General features: G+C 72.9%; 15 protein-coding genes. 4 read left to right on the forward strand and 11 right to left on the reverse strand.

Features of this window, described 5'->3' with window-relative positions:
- Window positions 1–8: 8 nt before the first annotated feature.
- From DQ392_RS24150 to DQ392_RS24180, 7 genes are all read right to left on the reverse strand, one after another.
- A complete protein-coding gene (locus tag DQ392_RS24150; protein WP_114017812.1) occupies window positions 9–272 on the reverse strand; it encodes a hypothetical protein in 264 nt (87 codons plus the stop codon).
- A gap of 54 nt (window positions 273–326) precedes the next feature.
- The gene (locus tag DQ392_RS24155) at window positions 327–2345 is read right to left on the reverse strand and encodes a hypothetical protein (RefSeq protein ID WP_114017813.1); all 2019 of its coding nucleotides are present in this window, start codon (window positions 2343–2345) and stop codon (window positions 327–329) included.
- Window positions 2346–2479: 134 nt separating this feature from the next.
- Window positions 2480–3961: a protein kinase domain-containing protein gene (locus tag DQ392_RS24160; RefSeq protein WP_181856569.1), complete on the reverse strand. Its 1482-nt coding sequence runs from the start codon at window positions 3959–3961 to the stop codon at window positions 2480–2482.
- Window positions 3958–6546 (reverse strand): transglutaminaseTgpA domain-containing protein, encoded by a 2589-nt coding sequence (locus DQ392_RS24165; RefSeq protein WP_114017815.1) that lies wholly within the window; start codon window positions 6544–6546, stop codon window positions 3958–3960. Before DQ392_RS24165 ends, DQ392_RS24160 begins: the two co-directional genes overlap by 4 nt.
- Window positions 6543–7718: a DUF58 domain-containing protein gene (locus DQ392_RS24170; RefSeq protein WP_114017816.1), complete on the reverse strand. Its 1176-nt coding sequence runs from the start codon at window positions 7716–7718 to the stop codon at window positions 6543–6545. The genes DQ392_RS24165 and DQ392_RS24170 overlap by 4 nt, the downstream gene beginning before the upstream one ends.
- Window positions 7718–8719: an AAA family ATPase gene (locus tag DQ392_RS24175; RefSeq protein ID WP_114017817.1), complete on the reverse strand. Its 1002-nt coding sequence runs from the start codon at window positions 8717–8719 to the stop codon at window positions 7718–7720. Before DQ392_RS24175 ends, DQ392_RS24170 begins: the two co-directional genes overlap by 1 nt.
- Window positions 8710–11067: a fibronectin type III domain-containing protein gene (locus DQ392_RS24180; protein WP_147266564.1), complete on the reverse strand. Its 2358-nt coding sequence runs from the start codon at window positions 11065–11067 to the stop codon at window positions 8710–8712. Before DQ392_RS24180 ends, DQ392_RS24175 begins: the two co-directional genes overlap by 10 nt.
- Before the next feature lie 235 nt (window positions 11068–11302).
- Between DQ392_RS24180 and DQ392_RS24185 the strand changes: the two genes are divergently transcribed.
- From DQ392_RS24185 to DQ392_RS24200, 4 genes are read left to right on the forward strand one after another with little or no spacing between them, the layout of a single operon-like run.
- Entirely contained in the window at window positions 11303–11857 is a 555-nt protein-coding gene (locus DQ392_RS24185; RefSeq protein WP_114017819.1) for an HAD domain-containing protein, read from the forward strand.
- A gap of 24 nt (window positions 11858–11881) precedes the next feature.
- Window positions 11882–12433, forward strand: coding sequence for a GNAT family N-acetyltransferase (locus tag DQ392_RS24190; RefSeq protein ID WP_114017820.1), 552 nt, complete (start codon window positions 11882–11884; stop codon window positions 12431–12433).
- A 10-nt stretch (window positions 12434–12443) separates the two neighbouring features.
- Complete coding sequence (locus tag DQ392_RS24195) at window positions 12444–13190, forward strand: ABC transporter ATP-binding protein (RefSeq protein WP_114017821.1); 747 nt, start codon at window positions 12444–12446, stop codon at window positions 13188–13190.
- A 17-nt stretch (window positions 13191–13207) separates the two neighbouring features.
- Window positions 13208–15004 (forward strand): DUF6297 family protein, encoded by a 1797-nt coding sequence (locus tag DQ392_RS24200; RefSeq protein ID WP_220182659.1) that lies wholly within the window; start codon window positions 13208–13210, stop codon window positions 15002–15004.
- Window positions 15005–15100: 96 nt separating this feature from the next.
- Here DQ392_RS24200 and DQ392_RS24205 read toward each other — a convergent pair whose 3' ends face one another.
- The 4 genes from DQ392_RS24205 to DQ392_RS24220 all read right to left on the reverse strand — a co-directional run bounded on the left by DQ392_RS24205 (window position 15101) and on the right by DQ392_RS24220 (window position 19709).
- Window positions 15101–15949 (reverse strand): metallophosphoesterase family protein, encoded by an 849-nt coding sequence (locus DQ392_RS24205; RefSeq protein ID WP_114017822.1) that lies wholly within the window; start codon window positions 15947–15949, stop codon window positions 15101–15103.
- 307 nt (window positions 15950–16256) lie between these two features.
- Window positions 16257–17537: a PP2C family protein-serine/threonine phosphatase gene (locus DQ392_RS24210; RefSeq protein WP_114017823.1), complete on the reverse strand. Its 1281-nt coding sequence runs from the start codon at window positions 17535–17537 to the stop codon at window positions 16257–16259.
- Between the two features lie 352 nt (window positions 17538–17889).
- The gene (locus DQ392_RS24215; protein ID WP_114017824.1) at window positions 17890–18411 is read right to left on the reverse strand and encodes an STAS domain-containing protein; all 522 of its coding nucleotides are present in this window, start codon (window positions 18409–18411) and stop codon (window positions 17890–17892) included.
- Window positions 18412–18632: 221 nt separating this feature from the next.
- Window positions 18633–19709 (reverse strand): YihY/virulence factor BrkB family protein, encoded by a 1077-nt coding sequence (locus DQ392_RS24220; protein ID WP_425470594.1) that lies wholly within the window; start codon window positions 19707–19709, stop codon window positions 18633–18635.
- Window positions 19710–19816: the final 107 nt, after the last annotated feature.

A 19816-nucleotide genomic window follows, 5' to 3' on the forward strand; every position in this document is an offset into this window, starting at 1 on the left:
TGCGCGCCCTACTTCTCCCCGCCGCCCTTCGGGTCGGACTGCTCGGCCTTGGTGATCAACCGCTGCTGCTCGGCCGGGTAGGAGTCGAAGAGGTAGTTCAGCGACCCCGTGCGGCCGTGGAAGTCACCACCCCACTGGTCGGCGGCGGGCCCCACCCAGGTCTGCGTTCCCATCAGGTCGGTCACGCGCTTCATCGCGGCACGGACGGTGCCGACCGCGGTGTCGATCTTCCCCATGTCCTGCCGGCACAGATCGGCCTCGTGCTGCCCCATGGCTCCCCTTCGTCGGTCTCGTCAGCTGGTCGCGGCCCGGCTGAGGGCCACGCGTCAGTCGGCGCTGTTGCCCAGGGCGAAAGCGGCCCTCATCCCGTCGTCGAAGCGGTCGAGCCGGCCGCCCTGCTGCTTGGCGACCTGCTGCCACCAGCTGTTGAAGTCCGTGAGGTCCTGCGCCGACTTGAGACTGAGCTGCCCGTCCGCCCACTCGGGGTGCCCTTGCGGGGGTGCGATCTTCCCGCCGATGAGCAGGCCGCGCAGCAGTGGCAGCCGCATCGCCGACTGGTCGTCGTAGAACGTGGTCTCGGCGCCCTCCTGGTACTTCTGAGCGTTGTCCGTCGAGAAGCTCTCCTTGATCGCCGGGAGGGCGCCCGCGATCGCCGTCTGCACCCATTCACCCTCGATCGGCAGTCCCGGTATGGCCGTGACGGCGCCTCCGAGGGAGTCCACCCACAGCACCGTCTTCTTGTTCGCCTCGTCCTTGAGCTTCTCCGCGTCCAGACCGACGTGGTGCGCGGCCGTGGTGACTCCGCCCTGGAGCTCCGCCAGGTTCTCCAGGTAGGTGCGGGCCTCGGGGCTGTCCATGCCGCGTGCGGCCGTCAGGGAGATCTGCGCGTTGACGGCGTTGACCACGTTCCCCGCGTCGTCCTTGTTCTGCATGATCATGCTGAGGAAATGCGACGCCGTCTGGTGGCCGACGATCAGCCTGCCCGCGTTGCCTGTGCCGGTCGCGGCGGCCGCGGGCTGGTTCTTCCCCATGCCGTGCGACTCGGCGAAGTCGGGCACGTAGGCCGCGAACACCTGCGAGAGAGCGCGGGTGATACCGGCGGGGACCGGATACTGCGACGTGTCGTAGGCGCTCTTGTTCTTCTCCTCGCCGTACTCGGCCGCCCCCGCGTTGATGATGTTGGCCGCTGCCTCCGCCGACTGCGCCGGATGCCCCGTGCGGTCCGTGGTCGCCGCCGTGATGACCGCCGCGGGCCACTGGGCGTCGTCGAACGACTGCGGGCCCGGCGTGTGCCACCTGTCGTCGACCAGCGCCTCGGCGTGCTTCACGCCGTCAGGGCCGGTGAGCAACTGCCGTGAGGCGGCGGCATTCTCGCTGACACGCCGCATGAGGACGAGTGACGGGTCGTTCGCGGCGATGCCCCCGATACGCGCTGCGGCGTCGTCGGCCCCCACCGAGAGGTAGGAGACGTTCAGCCCCAGGTTCTCGTACCACGGGTGCTCGGACTCGACGTAGCCTCCCGGCACGTAGCCGCCGACGGTCATGGCCGGCGGCGAGTAGTGGGGGCGCATCTGCTGCCGGGACCGCCAGTCGAGCATCGCACCGCCGACGGCCGAGAGCACCTTGGCGTCCCACTTGCCGCCCTTCGGGCCGTACTTGAAGAGCATGCCGACGGACCACATGTCGCCGTCCCCCGGCTTCGTCAGCTTCTCCAGGTACCGGGGCGTCAGCTGGATCTTCCCCTGCCCTGCGAGGCTGGTGGCCGTCTGCACGGCCTGCCCGAAACGCCTGAGGATCTGCTCCGACTCCGGGGACAGCACCGCTTGTCCGTGCGTGCCGTCCTGGGAGTGCAGGAACCGCGCCGCGCGGGCCGCCGCGTCCAGCCCGCCGGCGTTCATGAAGGCCGCGAGGTAGGCGGGATCGTCGGCATGGTCGGCCAGCGACTGGGAGAGCATGCGCACGGTCGTACGCGACTGGGAAACGTCGGGGCTGTCGAGCGCCGCCAGCAGGGTCCGCGCGTCCAGCCCTCCCTGCTTCCCCGGATCGATCTCGCTGATGTCCCAGGGGATGTGCACCCAGCTATGCGGCAGCGGGCCGTTCTCGGCCACGAACCGGGGCTGCGTAAGCAGCGTGAAGGCCCAGTCGGCGCGCAGCGCCATGTTCCGTGCGTCGTCGCCCACCTGGGCGGTCTGCTGTGTCAAAACGGACTGGCCGACCGCCCCCTCCCACTTCGCGAACAGGTCGCGCACCGTCTTGCCCTCCTGCTCCAGCGTGTCCGCCAAGCTCTTGAGCGCGTTGGCCAACTCGCGCAGCCGATACGGGTCGACGCCTGTGAACTCACCCATTCCGCCCGCTCCTCCCCCGATGGCGGTCGCGCGCACCGTGCGCCGCCGCGGCCCACCTGCCCGGCCGCGTCGACGCTCCTCCCCGCCGCGCCCCGCACCAGGAAGGACGCTCGGCGCTCCCGTGGCGTTCCCGCTCACTCGCGCGACTCCCCTCGGTCGCACACCGCCTGAGCCGAGGCCAGCCCCACGCCGCCGTCGGCGGTCTGCACCAGTGACGTCACCACGTAGCAGGAGCCGGGCTCGACCGGCGGGGAGGAGAAGACGACGGACGGCTCGTCCGCGTTCGTGTTCTTCACCTTCACCGTCTTCCCGTCCGAGGACTGGGCCGTGATGGCGAAGCCGTAGACGGGCTGCGGCTTCTTCGGCCTGCCCCAGGCGATCTGGACCTGCTCGCCGACCCTGGTGACCCTGACCTCCTGGGCCTGGAAGTCCGGGACCTGGCCCCTGGGCAGCGGATGGGCCGACTTCGCCGGCTGCTCGGCGGGACGGTCCTTCGCGCTGCCCGCCTCGCCACCCGCGTCCCGCACCAGGAACAGCGCCGCCGCGGCGCCGGCCACCAGCAGCAGGGCGCCGCACGCGGCGACGATCCTGTTGCGCGTCCTGCGCCGTCCGGCCAGGGCCTCGGCCGAGTCCGGGTCGTCGTCGTCGACGACCGGCGGCGGCTCGCTCAGCGCGTCGTCCGCCGGATCCCAGCCCGGCAGCGGAACCTCGGGGTCGGCCTCCGGCTGGAGGTCGGGGACCTGGGCGGCGCGGTCCGCAGGGAGCAGCGACCGCAGCACCCGGTGCACCTCCGTCAGCGGCGGCCGCCCCTCCGCGTGTGGGGCCGTCATCCGGTGCAAGAGCGCGAACAGCGGCTCGGGCACGTCGCCCCGGTGCGGCCGGGGCAGCCCGCCCGCCAGCGCCGCCTCGTAGGCGGCGGGCCCGCCCTCCCGTACGGCACCCGCACGCGGCGGCTCGCCCGTCAGCAGCGCGTACAGCGTCGTCCCCAGCGCGTACACGTCGGCGGCCGGTCCCGGCGCCTCCCAGCCGAACAGCTCCCTGGGCGCGTAGGCCGGGTCCACGTCCGCACCCGCCGAGGGCACGGCACGCTGTACCACCCGGCCCAGCCCGTGCCCGGTCAGCAGGGCCTCACCCGCCGCGCCGTACAGCACGCAGGACGGGCGCACACCCAGGTGCAGCACCCCACGCCGGTGCGAGGAGTGCAGCGCGAGCGCCAGCCGCACGCCGACGACCAGCACGTCCTCGACCGGGTACGGTCCGCGAGCGGTCAGCCTGTCCTGCGCCGAACCCCCCTGGCAGTGCTCCGTCACCACGTACAGCTGCCCCGCGTCCGTGCACCCGGCGTCCCGCACCGTGACCGCGCAGGGGTGCCCGGCCGCGGCGCCCGCCGCCAGGAGTTCGGAGTGCGCCGCCAGCCGGCGCGCCGGATCCTCCAGCACCTGCGGCAGTACCCGCACGGCCACCGCCTGGCCGCTTCCCGCCTCTCTGCACAGCACGACCGTGCCGCGCGGGCCCGTGTGCAGCACACGCTGGGCCTGATAGCCCTCCGGCAGGGCGGGAAGCGGCCCGGTGGCGGGAGGCGCCTTGGGAGGCCCCCAGTCCGGGACGGCGTTCACCGGCGCACCCCCGGCCTGTCGCTGCGCACGGGCGCTCCGGAGCCGCCCGTGCGGACGGGCGTGCCCGGGCCGCCCGTGCGCACGGGCCCTTCCGCGCGGCTCGCGCGAACGGGTGCTCTGGCTCGGCTGTGACGTCTCACCGTTCCCCAGCGGAGCGCCCGTTTGACCCGCTCGCGTCGCGGCACCGTACGCGTGACGACCTCCTCGATCGCGTCGCAGTGCCGCCAGGCGGCGTCCGCGGCGGCCTCGTCGGGCACCCGGCCCCCGTAGTCGACCTCGTTGACCAGCCGTGCCAAAGCCGGCAGCTGTTCACTGCCGCGCCCGCCGACCCGCTCGAGGCCGAACGCCGCCACCTCGGTCGCGGTGTGCGCCGAGGTGGCGGGCAGACCGATCTCGGTGAGCCGGTCGACGATCTGCTGCCAGGCGCCGAGCACCCGCTGCCCCGGATCACGGGCCCCACGCCGCCGTCTGCGCGCCCGGTACGGCGCCCAGACCGCGTAGCCGCCGTAGGCGAGGACCAGCAACAGCACCGACGGCAGAACGTAGGCCCACACGGGCAGTCCGCCACCCCCGGAAGGCGCCGCCCTCCCGTCCTTCCCGCCGCTGTCCTCCGGCTGCTGGGGCGGCACGGACGGGCGCGGCCGCTCCGCGATGTCGCGGTCGGCTTCCTCGCGCTCCTCGGGCTGTCCGGCGGGCGGCACCGAAGCGCCCTCCTCGGAAGCCTGCCCCGGGGTCGGGTAGAACGGCACCCAGCCGACCCCCTCGAACCGCACCTCCGGCCACGCCAACGCGTCCTGACCGGTCACCTGCCTGGTGCCCTTCCCACCCGCACCCGGCCGCTCGTCTCGCTCCGCGCGGAAGCCGACCGCGACCCGCGTCGGCAGCCCCAGCGTCCGCCCCATGACCGCGAAGGAGGCCGCGAACTGCTCCGAGGTGCCGTGCTTGCCCGTGGTGAGGAAGAACTCCAGATTCCGGTAGGCGTGCCCCGGCAGCGCCTTGGGGTCGAAGCCGTAGTGCTCATGCAGCCAGCCGGCCAGCTTGTACGCCTGCTGGTACGGGTAACTGCTGCCCGCCGTGGCCGTCGCCGCCAGCCGGCGGAACGTCTCGACGGCCTCGACCGGCTCGCCCGCCTGGTCGGTACGGGGCAGGGACTTGTAACCGGTCCCCTTCGGCACGGCCGCGTATCGCAGCCGCTCCGGGTCGTACACCGGCGCCTGGGAGACAGCGGTGTAGGACAGGCCGCGGTTGCTCCGCGTACCGGTGGCGCCGCCCTCGCCGACCGCCACCACGCCGCTGTCCGGATCCACGGCGAGCCGTCCGGCCCCGGCGCCGTGGGCACCGCGCTCGCCGGAGATGCCGGTGAGCGTCACCGACGAGGGGCGGTCGGCGGCCGGAAGCCAGATGCCGGGCAGGTTCTGTACCGTGACCCGCTGCTCCACCCGCTCACGGCGCCCTGGATCCGGCCCCCGCCGCTCGGGCACCCTGCCGCCCGAACGGGCCAGATGGGCGCCGGACGTCCACTTCACGCCGTCGTAGCGGTCCAGCACGGCGAGCCGCCAGTTGCGGTCCGCCGTCGTCCTGGCCGTGAACAGCCGCGACTCGGGGTGTTGCGACCAGGCGGCCACCTGGTCCAGCGGACTGGTGGACCGCGGATGGACGGTGGGTGTCCGCACCTCCTGGCGCAGGTCGTAGGGGTCGCGTCCGGACAGCCCCGGGAGCCGCGGGCCGAGCAGCGCGGCGGCCAGCGCCAGCACCGCCACCACGGGCAGCCCGGTGCTCAGCATCCGAACGGTGCCGCGCCCCGCCGCCCGCGACCGCAGCAGCACCAGCACAGCCGCGCACGCCACCAGCCCCGCGGCGACCGGCGTGTTGGAGCCCGGCCCCGCCACGCCCAGCACCAGCGGGAAGCCGAAGGCCAGCACGGGCGGCAGCGCGGGCAGCAGCGGCCCACGGGTGCGCAGCGCCAGTTCCGTGGCGGCGAGCGACGCCAGCCATACCACCGCGTGCGGCAGCACGAGGAAGTCGGCGCCCGAGGGTGCGGGCAGGATCGTGGTGAGGACCGCGTGCGGCGAGTCCAGCAGCGCCGCCCACACCGTCGCCCCCGCCTCGCCCGTCGGCAGCCCGGCGGACGCGTCGCCACGGAACAGTGTCGCGCACACCACCACCAGCCACACCACGACGTTCAGCACCAGCGAAGGCCACAGCGGTGCCACGCGTCCCTTGCGGCGCTGCCCCGCGTACAGGCCGGCCGCGACCACCATGGGGACCGGCACGGCCACCGCCAGCACCGGCATCAGCGCGCCCACGGCGAAGACCCGGTGGAAGCCCAGGCCCGCGCAGACCAGCATCCCGGCGACGGGCAGCAGCGACCACGCGCGGCGTGCCGGGGAGAGCCGGTGCCGCACGCCGGCCCCTGGGCCGTCGGGCCCTTCCGCACCCGGCGGTCGCGGCCGCCGCGGGACGCCGGGCAAGGCCCCGGTGGCCGGGTCGGGAGCGGCCGGGCGTGGCGGCGCCCAGGACGGGCCGTCGTGCGCCGCCGGCCGCGCGCCGGGCGCGGCGAAGCGCGGTGTCGGCGCGGCCCTCATCGCGCCGCCTCCCGACGCCAGGCGGCCAGCAGGGAATCCAGCCCCGTCACCCGCAGTTGCGGGACGTCGCTGCCGAGGCCGCGCGGCTCCGCGTGGGCTCCGTCCCTTCCGGCGCCCGCGCGCAGCACCACCGTCCGGTCGAAGCGGCGGCGCACCCGCTCCAGCGCCCCGAGCCCGGTGGTGTCACCCGTCCCGGTGATGACGACGAGGGAGCCGCGGCGACGAGCCCGCTCCAGGTCGTCGAACGCTCCGGCAGCCGAGGCGTGTTCGCTGCGGCGCACCAGCGCGAGCCGGTCCAGCAGCGCGTCGGCGTCGCCGCCGCCCGCCCCGTCCGTGCGCAGGACGGGGCCGGCCTCACCGAGCACGTCCACGGGGAAGTTGGAGCGGGCCGCGGCGAACGCCACGGACGCGGCGCAGTCCACCGCCAGTTCGAAGTCGTCTTCTGCCGGGTAGGCCACCGCACGCGTGTCCAGCACCACGGTGGTGTGCGGCAGTGAGACGTCGACCAGCTGTTTGACCATCAGCGTCCCGGTGCGGGCGGAGGAGCGCCAGTGCACCCGGCGCAGATCGTCCCCCAGCACGTACTCGCGCAGGGCGTGAAAGGTCAACGACCCCTCGTCCGCGGTGTCCGACGTCGGCCCCTCCACATGGTGCGCCGTTCCCGACGGCAGGATAGGCAGCAGACACACCCGGGGACGCACCAGCAGCGTGTCCGTACCGCCCTCGCGCGGCCCGAACACCCGCACCCGGCGGGCGAGGCCCAGCGGGTCCGTACGCTCCAGCCGCAGCGGCCCCAGCGCGATACGGCCGCGCCGCTCGGTCGGCAGCGGATAGCGCACGGTGTGCTCCGCCCCGGCGGCGAGCGCCGGCACGTGCAGCGTCAGCGGCGACCCGCCGCACCGGTCACTCAGATCGAGCCCACGGCGGCCGCGGCCCCCGGTGTTCGTCAGCGCGACGCACCCCTCGGCCCCGTCGCCCCGCGCCACCTTCCGCGGCGTGACCCGGCGGCGCGCCGACAGCCGCGGTGAGCGCCCCGTCCACACCAGGGCCACCCCCACGGCCAGCAGACACGCCAGTCCGAGGACCGCCGCCTCCGGATAGCCGAACCCGTACCCGGCTCCCAGGAGTGCCGCTCCGCCGACCAGCGCCCCCCAACCCGTCGGCGACAGCATCAAAGAGGGGCTCCCGCCTGCGGGACGGGGACCGTGGCCAGCGCCTCCGCGATGACGTCGGCCCCCCTGCGGCCGCTCAGCTCGGCCTCCGGGGTCAGGATGAGCCGGTGGGCCAGCACGGGCTCCGCCAGCGCCTTCACGTCCTCAGGCAGCGCGTACGTACGCCCCTGCGAGGCGGCCCGCACCCGCACGGCGCGCAGCAGTGCCACGGAGCCGCGCGGGCTCGCTCCCAGCCTCACCTCGGGCAGCTCGCGGGTGGCCGCCACCACCAGCACCAGGTAGTCGTACAGCTGCGGCGCCACCTGGATCTGCCGGGCCACCTGGATGAACTCGGCGATGTGCTTGCCCGTCGCGATGGTGGGCAGCTGTTCGATGGTGGAGCTCGAGGCGGCGCCCGACAGGACGGCGACCTCGGAGGCGTGGTCCGGATAGCCGAGGGTGACCTGCATCAAGAAGCGGTCCAACTGCGCTTCCGGCAGCGGATACGTGCCGCCCATGTCCACCGAGTTCTGCGTCGCGATCACCATGAAGGGGCGCGGCACCGGATGGGTGCGGCCGTCCGCGGTGACCTGCCGCTCCTCCATGACCTCCAGCATCGCCGACTGCGTCTTGGGCGAGGCCCTGTTGACCTCGTCGCCGAGCACGACGTTGGCGAACACCGGGCCGGGCAGGAACTCGAACGCGCCGGTGTTCTGGCGGTAGATCGTCACCCCGGTGATGTCGGAGGGCAGCAGGTCGGGCGTGAACTGCACACGGTGCCAACTGGCCTCCAGCGAGGCCGCCAGACAGCGCGCCAGCGTCGTCTTGCCGGTGCCGGGCACGTCCTCGATCAGCAGATGTCCCTCGGAGAACAGGCACACCAGCGCCAGCTCGACGGTGTCGCGCTTGCCTTTGACGACGCGTTCGACGTTGTCCCCCAGGGCGTGGAAGCACTGGGCGAGCAGCGCGACCGACTCTCGCGACGCGGACGGGGCAGCGGGCTGCTGCGGTTCTAGTCGCACTGCCAGACCTCCGGAGAGAAATCGCCTTCCCTGTGCTTGCTGGTGGCCACCCACAGGTCGCTGACGTAGCCGGTTCGGCCCTCCCACTCGATGCGGTCCCACACGTCGCTCTTCCAGCCGTAGGTGTCGTGGACCTCGGGGGTGCCCCTGACCTGGCAGACGAACGTGAGCGTCGGGGTCGCTCCGGCCGGCACGTAACCGAGCCGGGTGCCCTCCTTGGTGCTCGGCTTGGTGCGGATGCCGACTTCCTCACCGTCGTCGGCGTTGTCGGTGATCTCGATCTTCTTCGGGTTGGAGAGATTCACCGCCACGGCCGTGCTCCCTCCCGAGCCCGCCGCGTTGGCCGCGGCCACCGTCAGGTTGTACGTGCGGTTGTTGGCCAGCCCGGTCAGCCGCGCCTTCGTCGCGTTCGTGGTCTGTGTCCCCTTGCCGCCGGTGACGGTGTACCTGGTGCCGCCATCGGCGTTGGCGGGCGCCTGCCACGTCAGGTTGATCCCCCTGCCGCCCTGCGGGAAGGCGTACTCGACCTTCTGCGGGGCGGCGGGGGCCACACACGGCCGGGTGGGTACGGTGCGGCCCGACTCGGCCGTCTGCCCGCCCGCGAACCCAGCCTCCACCGAGAAGCTGTACTGCCGGGCGCAGGAGCCGCCCTTCACCTCGAACGTGAACGGGCCGTCCGGGCCCACCTTCTCCGGCTTCATCTTGGCGCCGGGCGGTGCCCCCTTGAGCCGGTATCCGGTCGGCTTCACGCCGGGCGACGGGGCGAAGGAGATCCGGATGACGCCGGCGCCGGACTGGGCCTGCGGAGTGCCGGGTGGCCGCGCCTCCGGCTTCTCCCCGCCCCTGTCGGGCTGTTCGGGTTTCCGCGGCCGCTCCGGCTCTTTCCGCTCGGGTTCCTTCGGCTCACCGCCGCCGTCCGGCTTCCGCGCGGGCGCATCGGGGCCGGACGGTGTCTCATCCCGCCCCGGGTTCGAGGGGCCCTGGGGCGCGGCGTCAGGCGCGTCCTGGCCGGGTGCCGGGTCCCGCTTGCCGTCATCACCCGAAGGAGCGTCCTCGCGCGGCTTGCGGCCCGAGGGCACATCCGTGTCGTACTTGTGGACGCGGTTGACGTGCCCCGAGGAGTTGATCACCACGGCCGTCTCGTTGTCCTCGTCGTTGACCCACAACAGGCCGTCGCGCACGAACAGGCTGAGCTTTCCGCGCTTGCCGGTCACCTTCACCGGCTCGGTGATCGCGGCCGCCTCGGTGTCGTACACCTTCAGCGTGCCGTCGGAGTGGTCCGGTACGTACACCTTCGAACCGAGCGCCTGGGGAGTGCCGTACGCGTGGCTTCCCGCGCCCAGAGAGGCGTTCAACAGCGAGCCCGTACGGGTGTCGACCAGCGTCATGCGGCCCGACTCGCGGGCCAGCACCGGCACCACGTCACCGGCTGCCGAGGAGGGGACCAGAACCGATCCCGCCGGCGCCTTGGAAATGGCGGACGGCAGCTGGAAACGCAGCCCGACCCCCGTGCGCTTCAACACCGCCACCGTGCCGCCCTCGGTGTCGGTGACGACCGGGCGGCCGTCGGCCAGGGTCATCACCAGGGTGGACGCCTTGCCCCCCTTGGCGCCCACCTTGATGGCGTCGCCCCTCTTGCCGCGCGGGAACGGTACGACCGTGCCCTCGCCCGGCACCGGGACCCACAGCGTCCCCTTCGGGTCGGCGACCGCTCTGCCCAGCGGCCCCGCGCCGAGATCCATCGGAGCGCCCAGCGGCGTCGTGCGTACCGGATCGATGCGCTGCACCTGCGCCTCGACCGGGTCGACGAGGTACGCGTACGAGCCCCCCGACACCAGCTGGAGCCCCGAGCCGTAGCGCGAGGACTGCTCGGCGGTCAGCTGCGAGGGGTCGATCCGCACCAGCTTCCCCGTCTTCTCGTCCAGCACCAGCACCGCCTTGCCGTCCTGGGAGAGGGAGACCGGGTGATCGCCCATACCGGGCAGCTTCACCTTGCCGTCCACGTCGCCGGTCAACCCGTTGGCGTGCGCGGCCTCGCCGGTGCGCGAACTGGTCAGCCAGGCACCGATGTCGGAGAGATCGGGCACCGCGCCCGCCTTGCCCGAACCGACCACGACGGACGTGCCCACGAGCGCGCCCACCGAACACAGCGCGATGTACCCTGTCGCCCGGCGGCGACTCGGGCGCACGGCCGCCCACGCGGACGCCACCAGCGCCGCCCAGCGAGCCCTGACCGCCGCAGGACCGCGCGGACGGCGTACCGCCTCGCCGCCGCCCTCGTCGACCAGCCGCCGAGGGCGTAACCCCGGCGTCCTGCTTCCTTCGGAGTTCCCCCGGGCCTCCGGCATCGACGTCCCCTCCCCGTCCGTCCACGCACCACGTCACCCGCGATGCGCTGCCTTCGAAGGTTAACCAACCAACCCACGAGCCGGTCAGCGCCGAACGCGGGGCTGTGACAGGAGTATGACGTCCCGCACTGACACGGGACCCCGCCGTCACCGGACCGCTCGCCTTCCGGCTCGCGGAAAGCGCATGCAGCGTCGCCTCCTGCGCCCGCGTCCCCGCTGCTGACAGGATGCCCCGATGAGTCGCCCCCTCCTCTACCTGGACGTCGACGGCCCGCTCAACCCCTGGGCCGCGGACCCCGAGCGGCGGCCCGCCGGGTACGCGGCGCACCGCATGAAACCGGACAGCTGGGTCGCCCTGCACGCCGGTGCGCCGCCGGACGCCGTACCGACGCTGCGCGTGTGGCTCAACCCCGCACACGGCCCCCGGCTCCTCGAACTGAGCGGCCTGTACGACCTGGTGTGGGCCACCACCTGGGGGGAGGACGCCAACGTGCACATCGCGCCCGTCCTCGGGCTTCCCCACCTGCCCGTCGTGGCGTGGCCCGCGCTGTTCGGCGAGGGTGAGGAGGGAACCTACTGGAAGACGAGCCACCTGATCGGCCACGCCGCCGGGCGGCCCTTCGCCTGGGTGGACGACGAGGTCGGTGAGGCGGACCGCGCTTTCGTGGCCAGAGAGCACGACGCCCCGGCACTGCTGCGCCACGTCGACCCCCGGGTCGGCCTGAGGCAGCAGGACTTCACCGCACTCGACGCCTTCGCGCGTGCGCTGGGCCCCGACCACAGCGGGTGAGAACCGCACTGCGATCATGCCGGAATGGGCCCGAACAACAGTCCTTCTCCCGCGCGCCGGCGCGAGCCCGCCGTCATCGAGACGGAACGCTTGCTGCTGCGACCGCTCACCCGCGACGACGTCGACCGCATGGTCACCTTGCACGCCGACCCCGAAGTGACCCGGTTCGTCCCGACGTTCACGCGTGCACAAGCGTACGCGCGGCTGGTTGAGATCGAGGACCAGTGGGCGGAGCGCGGACACGGGCTGTGCGCCGTCGAACTGAAGGAGACCGGCGAGTTCCTCGGGCGCTGCGGCCTCAACTACTGGGACATCTTCGACGAGGTCGAGGCGGGCTGGACCTTCCGGCGTGCCTCCTGGGGCCGCGGCTACGCCACCGAGTCCGCACGAGCCTGCGTCGAGTGGGGATTCCGGCGACTGGACACGCCCTACTTCACCGCGATGATCGACCCGGCCAACACGCCCTCGGCGAGGGTCGCGCAGCGGCTCGGATTCACCCCGCTGCGCGAGGACCACTTCCTCGGCCACGACGTCCTCGTCCACGCCCTGCACCGTCCCGGCCACGAGAAGAGGTGACGCGGGCGCCATGGCGGACTCGGGAAAGGGCGAGGCGGGAACCGGCAGGGAGAGCGGCGCCGTACGTGGCGGAAAACAGCCGCTGTTGAGACTGTCAGGCGTCGGCCGCCGCTTCGGCGAGCGGCAGGCCCTCCACCCCCTCGACCTGGACCTGTCGGCGGGCACGTGCACGGCCCTGTTCGGGCACAACGGATCGGGCAAGTCGACACTGCTGCGCCTGGCGTGCGGCCGGGACGAACCCACGGTGGGCAGGGCACTGTTCGAGGGGAGAACCGTCGACGAGGACGACCCCCAGGTACGGGCACGCGTCGCCGTCGCCGGCGACACCGTGGCGTTCTACCCGGACCTGACGGTCCGCGAACACCTCGAACTCATCACCGTCGCCCACGACGTGGCCGACGCGGACGGCTGGATCGACCAGGTACTGGCGGACCGCCGGCTGAGCGGACACGCGCACCAGCTCCCCTCGGCCCTCTCCTCGGGCCAGACCCAGGCCCTGCAACTGGCCGCCGCCCTCGTCCGACCGCGCGATCTCCTCGTCCTCGACGAGCCCGAACAGCGACTCGACCCGGCGGCCCGCGTTGGGCTCGCCGAACTCCTGCGCCGTGAAAAAGCCGACGGGGTCGCGTTGCTGCTCGCCACCCACCAGGCGGAACTCGTCCACGCGGTGGCCGACCACGTCGTCGTCCTGGAGGACGGCCACGTCCGTGCGGAGGGACCCCCTGACGTGCTGCACGAGTGGGACGGTGGCGGGTGAGCGGGTCTGCTGACCGGTTGTCCGACAAGCCCCGTCGGGAGGACGGCGAGGACTGGCCCCCCGGCCCGGTCGCGGCCCGGGACGACGCGGGGCCGGACCACGGGGCCGACGCCGCTGACGACCCGGCCGCAGACGCCGCCTGGAGCCCCGAGTACGACCGCACCCGCGAGACGCTCAGGTGGCTGCGCGACAAGCGGCGGGCCCACCGCGGCCAACGCAACCGCGATCTCGCCGTCACCGCCTACGCCGTCCTGCTGCTGGGCGTCGGCTACGGAAGCACCCTCGGCTACCGCTTCGCGCAGCGCCTCGGCCACCTCGCCGCGGACGACCACACCTGTGAGGCGATACGCCGCGCCCTGCCGGCCGTCCTGATCCTGCTGGCGTGCGGACTGGCGGTGCTCGCGGCCCGGGACGCGCTGTGGCGCGGGCCCGTCCTGGTCTCGCGCCCCGACCTGTCATGGCCGCTGGCCCAACCGGTGCGGCGGGAGCGGATGCTGCGGCCCGCCTTCCGGCTGACGGCGTCCCTGATGACGCTCGGCGGGGTGCTGTGCGCGGTGGGCGGGGCGGTGCTGCTGCGGCTGACGGGGTCGGCCCCGCTGGGCCCCGCACTGGCACTGTCCCTGCCGGCCGGCGTGTGCCTGCCGCTGCTGGCCGCCGCGCTGGCGCTGCATGTCGAACGCCGCGCGAGATGGGCGCGCCGGGTCCGTAAGCTGACGCCCTACGCGGTCCTGCTGCTGGTCGCGCTCGCCGGACAGGCGGCATGGGCGGCGAGCGCGGACCGACCGGCCGACGGGCAACGAGCCGTGCTGCGCGTACTGGAGGCGGCCGAGCTGTGGTCCGGCCCCTGGGGCTGGGCGGCACAGCCTGTCCTGCACGCGACGGGCGGGCACGCGCCGGGCTGGCCGGTGGCCACCGCGCTGCTGGTGGCGGTCACCGCCGCCGCCGTGTCGCACGCCCACCGGAGCGCAGGAACGATCCCCACCCGGCGGCTGCGGGCCCGCGCCGCGACGGCGGCGACCGTGGCCTCCGTCCTGTGGTCCGTCGAGCTGCGCGCCGCCAAGCTCGCCGTCGCCGAGGCGCTCGCCGACGGCGCTTCCGGCACCCGGCGGCGGCTGCCCGCGCCACGCTCGCGCCGGCTCGTGGTCGTCTGGCGGGACGCCGTCGCGCTGCTGCGCGCCCCAGGGCGCCTCGTCGGCGCCGCCCTGTGGATCGCCGCCGGGGCCGGGACGGCGTCCGTCGCGGTCGCGTCGGAGGGGGCCGCACGCCTGGTCGTCCTGGCCGTGGCGCTGGCGCTCGGCTGGTTCGGGGTGGGCAGGCTGGCCGAGACCGCGCGGCTGGAGGCGGACGACCTGCGGCGCTCCTCCTGGTCCCCGTTCCGCTTTCGCGGTCTCATGTTCCAGCACGCGCTCGTGCCGGCGGCGCTCGGCGCGGTGCTCGCCGCGCTCGCGGCTGTCCCGTTCGCCCTGTACGGCGGGGAGCGTGCCTTGTTGCTGATGCCTCTGTGCGCTCCGCCGTTCGCCGCCGCAGCGGTGCTGGCGGCGGTACGCGGTCCTGTGCGGACGGAGCTGATGTCGCTGGGGCTGGTCACGCCCGCCGGGGACGCCAGCGCCTTCGTCTTCCTCTTCTGGTACGCGGCCCCCTTCCTGACGACCGTGACCTCGCTGACCGCCGGGCTCGCCCGGAGCGGCGCCCTGGACCCCGGCGCGCCGGCCGAGGCCCTCCTGCGCCCCGTGATGACAACACTGACCCTCACGGCCGGACTGCTGTTCGCCACCGCGCGCCGGGTGAAGAAGCTGCTGCACCCGGTCGACTGAGGGCGGTCCTCCCGCTGCTCAGTCGTTCTCCGGAGGTCTGGCCCGTCCGCTGCCGAGCAGCTCCGCGGAGGTCTGCTGGGAGGTCTGGTCCGCCGCTCAGCCGGCCTCAGGCATGGGCAGAATCTGGCGTAGCAGCCCGCGCGGGTGGCCTCTGCGGCGCCACTCCCGCGGGTAGCCGACGGAGACTTCCTCGAAGCGGACGCCGTCGTGGTGGGTGGTGCGCGGGATGTGGAGGTGACCGTAGACGGCGGCGGCCACCGGATACCTCGTGTGCCAGTCCGCCGTCAGCTCCGTACCGCACCACTGGGCGAACTCCGGATACCACATGACGTTCGTCGGCTCGCGCAGCAGCGGCCAGTGGCCGGCCAGGACGAGTGGAGTGTCCGTGCCCAGCGCGTCGAGCCGCTCACGGGTGACGGCCACCCTCTCCCTGCACCAGTCGTCGACCGCCGGATACGGGTCGGGGTGCAGCAGGAACTCGTCGGTGCACACCACTCCCGTCTCGTGCGCGCGGGCGAGGGACTCCTCCTTCGTCCGCGTCCCGGGAGCCGTGAAGGTGTAGTCGTACAGCAGGAACAGCGGCGCGATCACCACCTCGCCCTCCGGCCCCTGCCAACGCGCGTACGGGTCCTCGGGGGACAGCACGCCCAACGACCGGCACAGCTCCACCAGACGCTCATACCGTGCCACACCGCGCAGTTGCACCGGATCGCCCTTCGGGGTCCACAACTCGTGGTTGCCGGGCGTCCAGATGACGCGGGAGAACCGGTCCGCCAGCAGCCGCAGCGCCCATTCGACGTCCGCGAAGACCTCCGCGACGTCCCCGGCGACTATCAGCCAGTCCTCGTCCGTGTGCGGCCGCAGCGACTCGGTGACGGGCTTGTTGTCCGCCATCCCCACGTGCAGGTCGCTGACCGCGAGCAGACGTCCACGGCCCGATGCCATCCGGTACTCCCTTGATCCCCCGCTGTCCCCTGTCGGCACCGACGATAACCGCCGGGACCGACACGGCGCACGGGCTCCCGGAACCGGGCTTCTCCCGCACGGTCCTGTGCCGGAGGGCACGGACGATCTCGTGCGGGAGCGGAGTGACGTCCTCCTGCGCGGAGTACGGACTGTCGTCGACCCGCTGATCGGGGAAGTAGGCGGCGCGCAGCTCCGCAGTCGCCTCCGCGCCGCAGGGGGCACCCGTTTTCGACAACCGGCCCGTTGCCGCCACCGCGATCAGGGGTTCAGAAACCCAGAGGTGGGTTCACTCGCGGCCGTCGCCCGCCGATTCCGCGGCAGGTGCCGACAGTCGCTCCAGAGTGAGAATGGCGAGGTCGTCCTGCTGATGCGGGTGAGTGTAGGCCCGTACGTCTTCTCTGAGGGCCTGCGCCAGCCCCAGAGCGGATCCCTCTGGCCTCCCCGCGGCCTCACCCTTCCCGTCCCTGTTTTGGCCCTCCTCGGTCTCGGAGGGCGTCGAACCGGCAGCCCTCGACTCCTCCACCAGGGCGGCCAGCCGCTCGGCCAGCGGATAGAAGGATCCGTTCCCGTCCCTGGCCTCCGACAGCCCGTCCGTGTACAGCAACAGCGTCGAGTCCGGCGGAAAACTGAAACCGTCCGCAACACGCCCCTCCCTGACCAGCGACGCCAGGCCCAACGGCACACCCGTATCCCGCAGCTCGACCTGGACGGGAGCGCAGGAATCCCGCACCAGGAAGGGCGGCAGGTGACCGCAGTTGACGGCCTGCGCCGTCCCCTGGCCCACCGGGTCCACGCACACCACCAGCGCCGTCACGAACCGTTCCGGTTCACCCGAGTGGCGGGCATAGGCGTTGTGCCGGACGACGGACATCTCCAGCGCGTCCACCAGCCCGGCCGGCCTCGGCTCCCGGTGCGCCGCCTCACGGAAACCCCCCAGCACGGCGAACGCCACCCCCACCGCCGACAGCCCCTTCCCCTGCACGTCACCGATCAGCACCCGGGTGCCGTAGCGCGTGGCGGCCACGTCGTAGATGTCGCCGCCGAAGAGCTTGTCCTCCTGCACCGGCTCGAAGATCCCGTCCACCCGCACCTGCGACGTCAGCTCGGGCAGCGGATGCAGGATGTGCTGCTGCACGACGGCCGCCGTCGAGCGGAGCCGCAGCAGTTCGGTGTCCCGCGCGATACGCCAGCGGCTGCCGTAGATCGCGAGCCCCGCGAAGACGAGCGTCAAAGCCAACGTGATGCCGTCGTCCAAGTGGTAGCCGGGCGACCGCGCGATGGAAGCGGTCACCGCGGCCAGCGCCCACAGGGAGGCCACCTGCGTCTGCCGCACCGTTCCCAGGCTCGCCGCGATCGCCGGCAGAAAGATCAACAAACCGATCAGCCGAACTTCGGACCCGGCCGCCAGGCTCAACCCGAGCACCAGCAGCGTCAAGGCCGCCAGCCACGCGACGAACACGCGCGTCGAGAGGGACTTCGGCCGCTGCTGCTCGACACCGCCCTGCGTGTGCAGCGCGGCCGGCCGAAGCCGGTCCACCCTCTTGTGCTGCTGCTCCAGCTGCTTCATGGCCCGTTCCTAGCGTGCGACGCTCCCGTTGCGAGGTCCGGCCCCCATCCTCACCCGGACCCGGCCCGGCACTCGTCGCGACACCGCGACACTGCGACACCGCGCGGGAGGAACGGACGGCGGCACCTGCGCGGCACCGCGCGAACCGCGCGGGAGGAAGGGGAACGGGGATGAGGGTGGAACAGGGGAGTGGAGTGGTATTGCGGGCGTGCCACGAGGAACGTGACCCGATCGGACACAGCCGAGTCGAGGTGGCCGGGCTCGCGGCTCCTCGGGACGGGATGAACCAAGACGCGTCGGCACGGGACGGGTCGGCACGGGGCCGGGCGGTACGGGACAGGAGCCGCCGGGCTCAGGCTCGGGTGTCCGGGCCCTTGGAGTCCAGGCCCCTCTGGTCCAACGGCAGATGCGGGTTCGCATCCTGCTGCCACGAAGTCTCCAGCGGCTCCGGGCTGTGCAGCGGGATGCCCGGATCGACGCTGCCGACGGGCGGCCATTCCGGGCGCTGATCGGCGGGCAGCGTGCGCAGAGCTTCACTGACACTGGTGAAGACGGGCAGCACCTCGGTGCTGCCCGTGAGGGCGAGCACTGCGGCCAGCCGCCGCCCCACGCAGGCGAGCAGGAGACTGCCCTCTCTCCGGTGCAGCAGCCAGCGCAGAGCGAGAAGGCAGTTGAGCCCTCGCGAATCACAGAAGACCAGGGCGGTCACATCCAGCACCAGATGGCGGTACCCCGAGGTGACCACGGCACCGATGCGGTCCAGATAGAACTCTTCCGATGCCCTGTCCAGTTCACCGCTGAACCGCAGCACCGCGCACTCGTCCTTGACGGTGAGCGGGGTGATGGTCAGACGGTCGTTCTCCCGCGACCTCACTCCGCCTCCGTCCCCCGGCAGAGTGCCGGTGCTCTGTGCGCGCCTGCCCGGTCACAGACCCGCGCTCTCCGAGTATCCCAAACCCGACCATTCGAACGGGCCTCCCCGGAGTGGAGCCCGACAAATCCGGCGGCCAAGCCAGCGCGCATCAGACACCCCCACACTGCCCGCGCACAAGCGAGACCGTCGGTGAGGGAGGGGCCTCAACCCGCCCGTCGCTCTCAGAGCTCGCTTGGTACCACTTCTTGCGGACGTTTCCGTCGTTCCCGTCCACGGAGATCGTACGTCCCGCTCGCCATATGTGACGGCGCGTCGGCCGAGTCACTCTCCTCGGCGCCGCTTCCCCGAAGCCCTCCACTCCCGGCGGACTCGCTCTCCGTCCGGCCTGCGCCCCCTTCGGGCGGAGCCGTGCACGCTGCCCGCCTGCCCGTCTTGCCGTGCGGGCCGGTCAGTTCCGCCATGAACTGCGCACCGGCCAGCAGGGACAAGTTGGACAACCACAGCCAGATCAGGAAGACGACGATCCCAGCCAGTGAACCGTACAGCCTGCTGTACGCGCTCAACGACGCGTACAGGGTGAACCCCGCCGAGGCCACCAGCCACAGCAGTGCGGCCAGGACTCCGCCCGCGAGTCGGTAACGCCGTGCCAGGGGCGTCGCGGGGCCGGTGCGGAAGACCACCACGACCAGCAACGTGACCAGGCACAACAGCACCGGCCACTTGAGCAGCTCCCACACCACGGCGCCCGTGCCGCCCATTCCCAGCCAGCGACCGATCGTCTGCGCCACGGGCCCCGAAAGAGTGAGCACCAACGCGCTGGTCACCAGCAGTCCCAGCGCGGCGAGCGCCGTCAGCACGATCCGGTGCGCCTTGCGCAAGACCGGCCGCTGGTCCTCCACCGCGTGCATCGCGTGCAGCGCCCGCCGGAACACCGCCAGGTAGCTCGACGCCGACCACATCGCGCTGACCCCGCCCACTATGACCACTGTCAGCGCCGCAGACCGCTCATCCGCCATGTTGCGCAGCACCTGGTGCAGCGACTCACCGGCCTGCGCCGGCGCCCACGCCGTGATGTGCTCGATCAACTCGTCGGTGGCGGCCGGGCTGACCAGGCCGATGAGCGAGACCGTCACCAGCAGGGCGGGGAGCAGCGCGAGAATCGCGTAGTAGGTGAGTGCGGCCGCCCAGTCCGACACGTCGTCGTTCCACATCGAGACGGGCGTGCGACGCAGTGCCGTCCGCCAGTCCCGGGGCGGCGGTGGCATGGATCCGCCGGTGGGCGCCTGGGGCCTTGCCATGCTTTCTCTCTCGCCTGTCGATCGGGTTGCGGGTGGTGTGTAGGGGGTGGGGTTGGGGTTGGGGGCGGTGTTGGCGGGGTGCGGTTGCGCCGCACTGATCTCCATAC

The organism is Streptomyces reniochalinae (assembly GCF_003323735.1).
Taxonomy (GTDB): Bacteria; Actinomycetota; Actinomycetes; order Streptomycetales; family Streptomycetaceae; genus Streptomyces; species Streptomyces reniochalinae.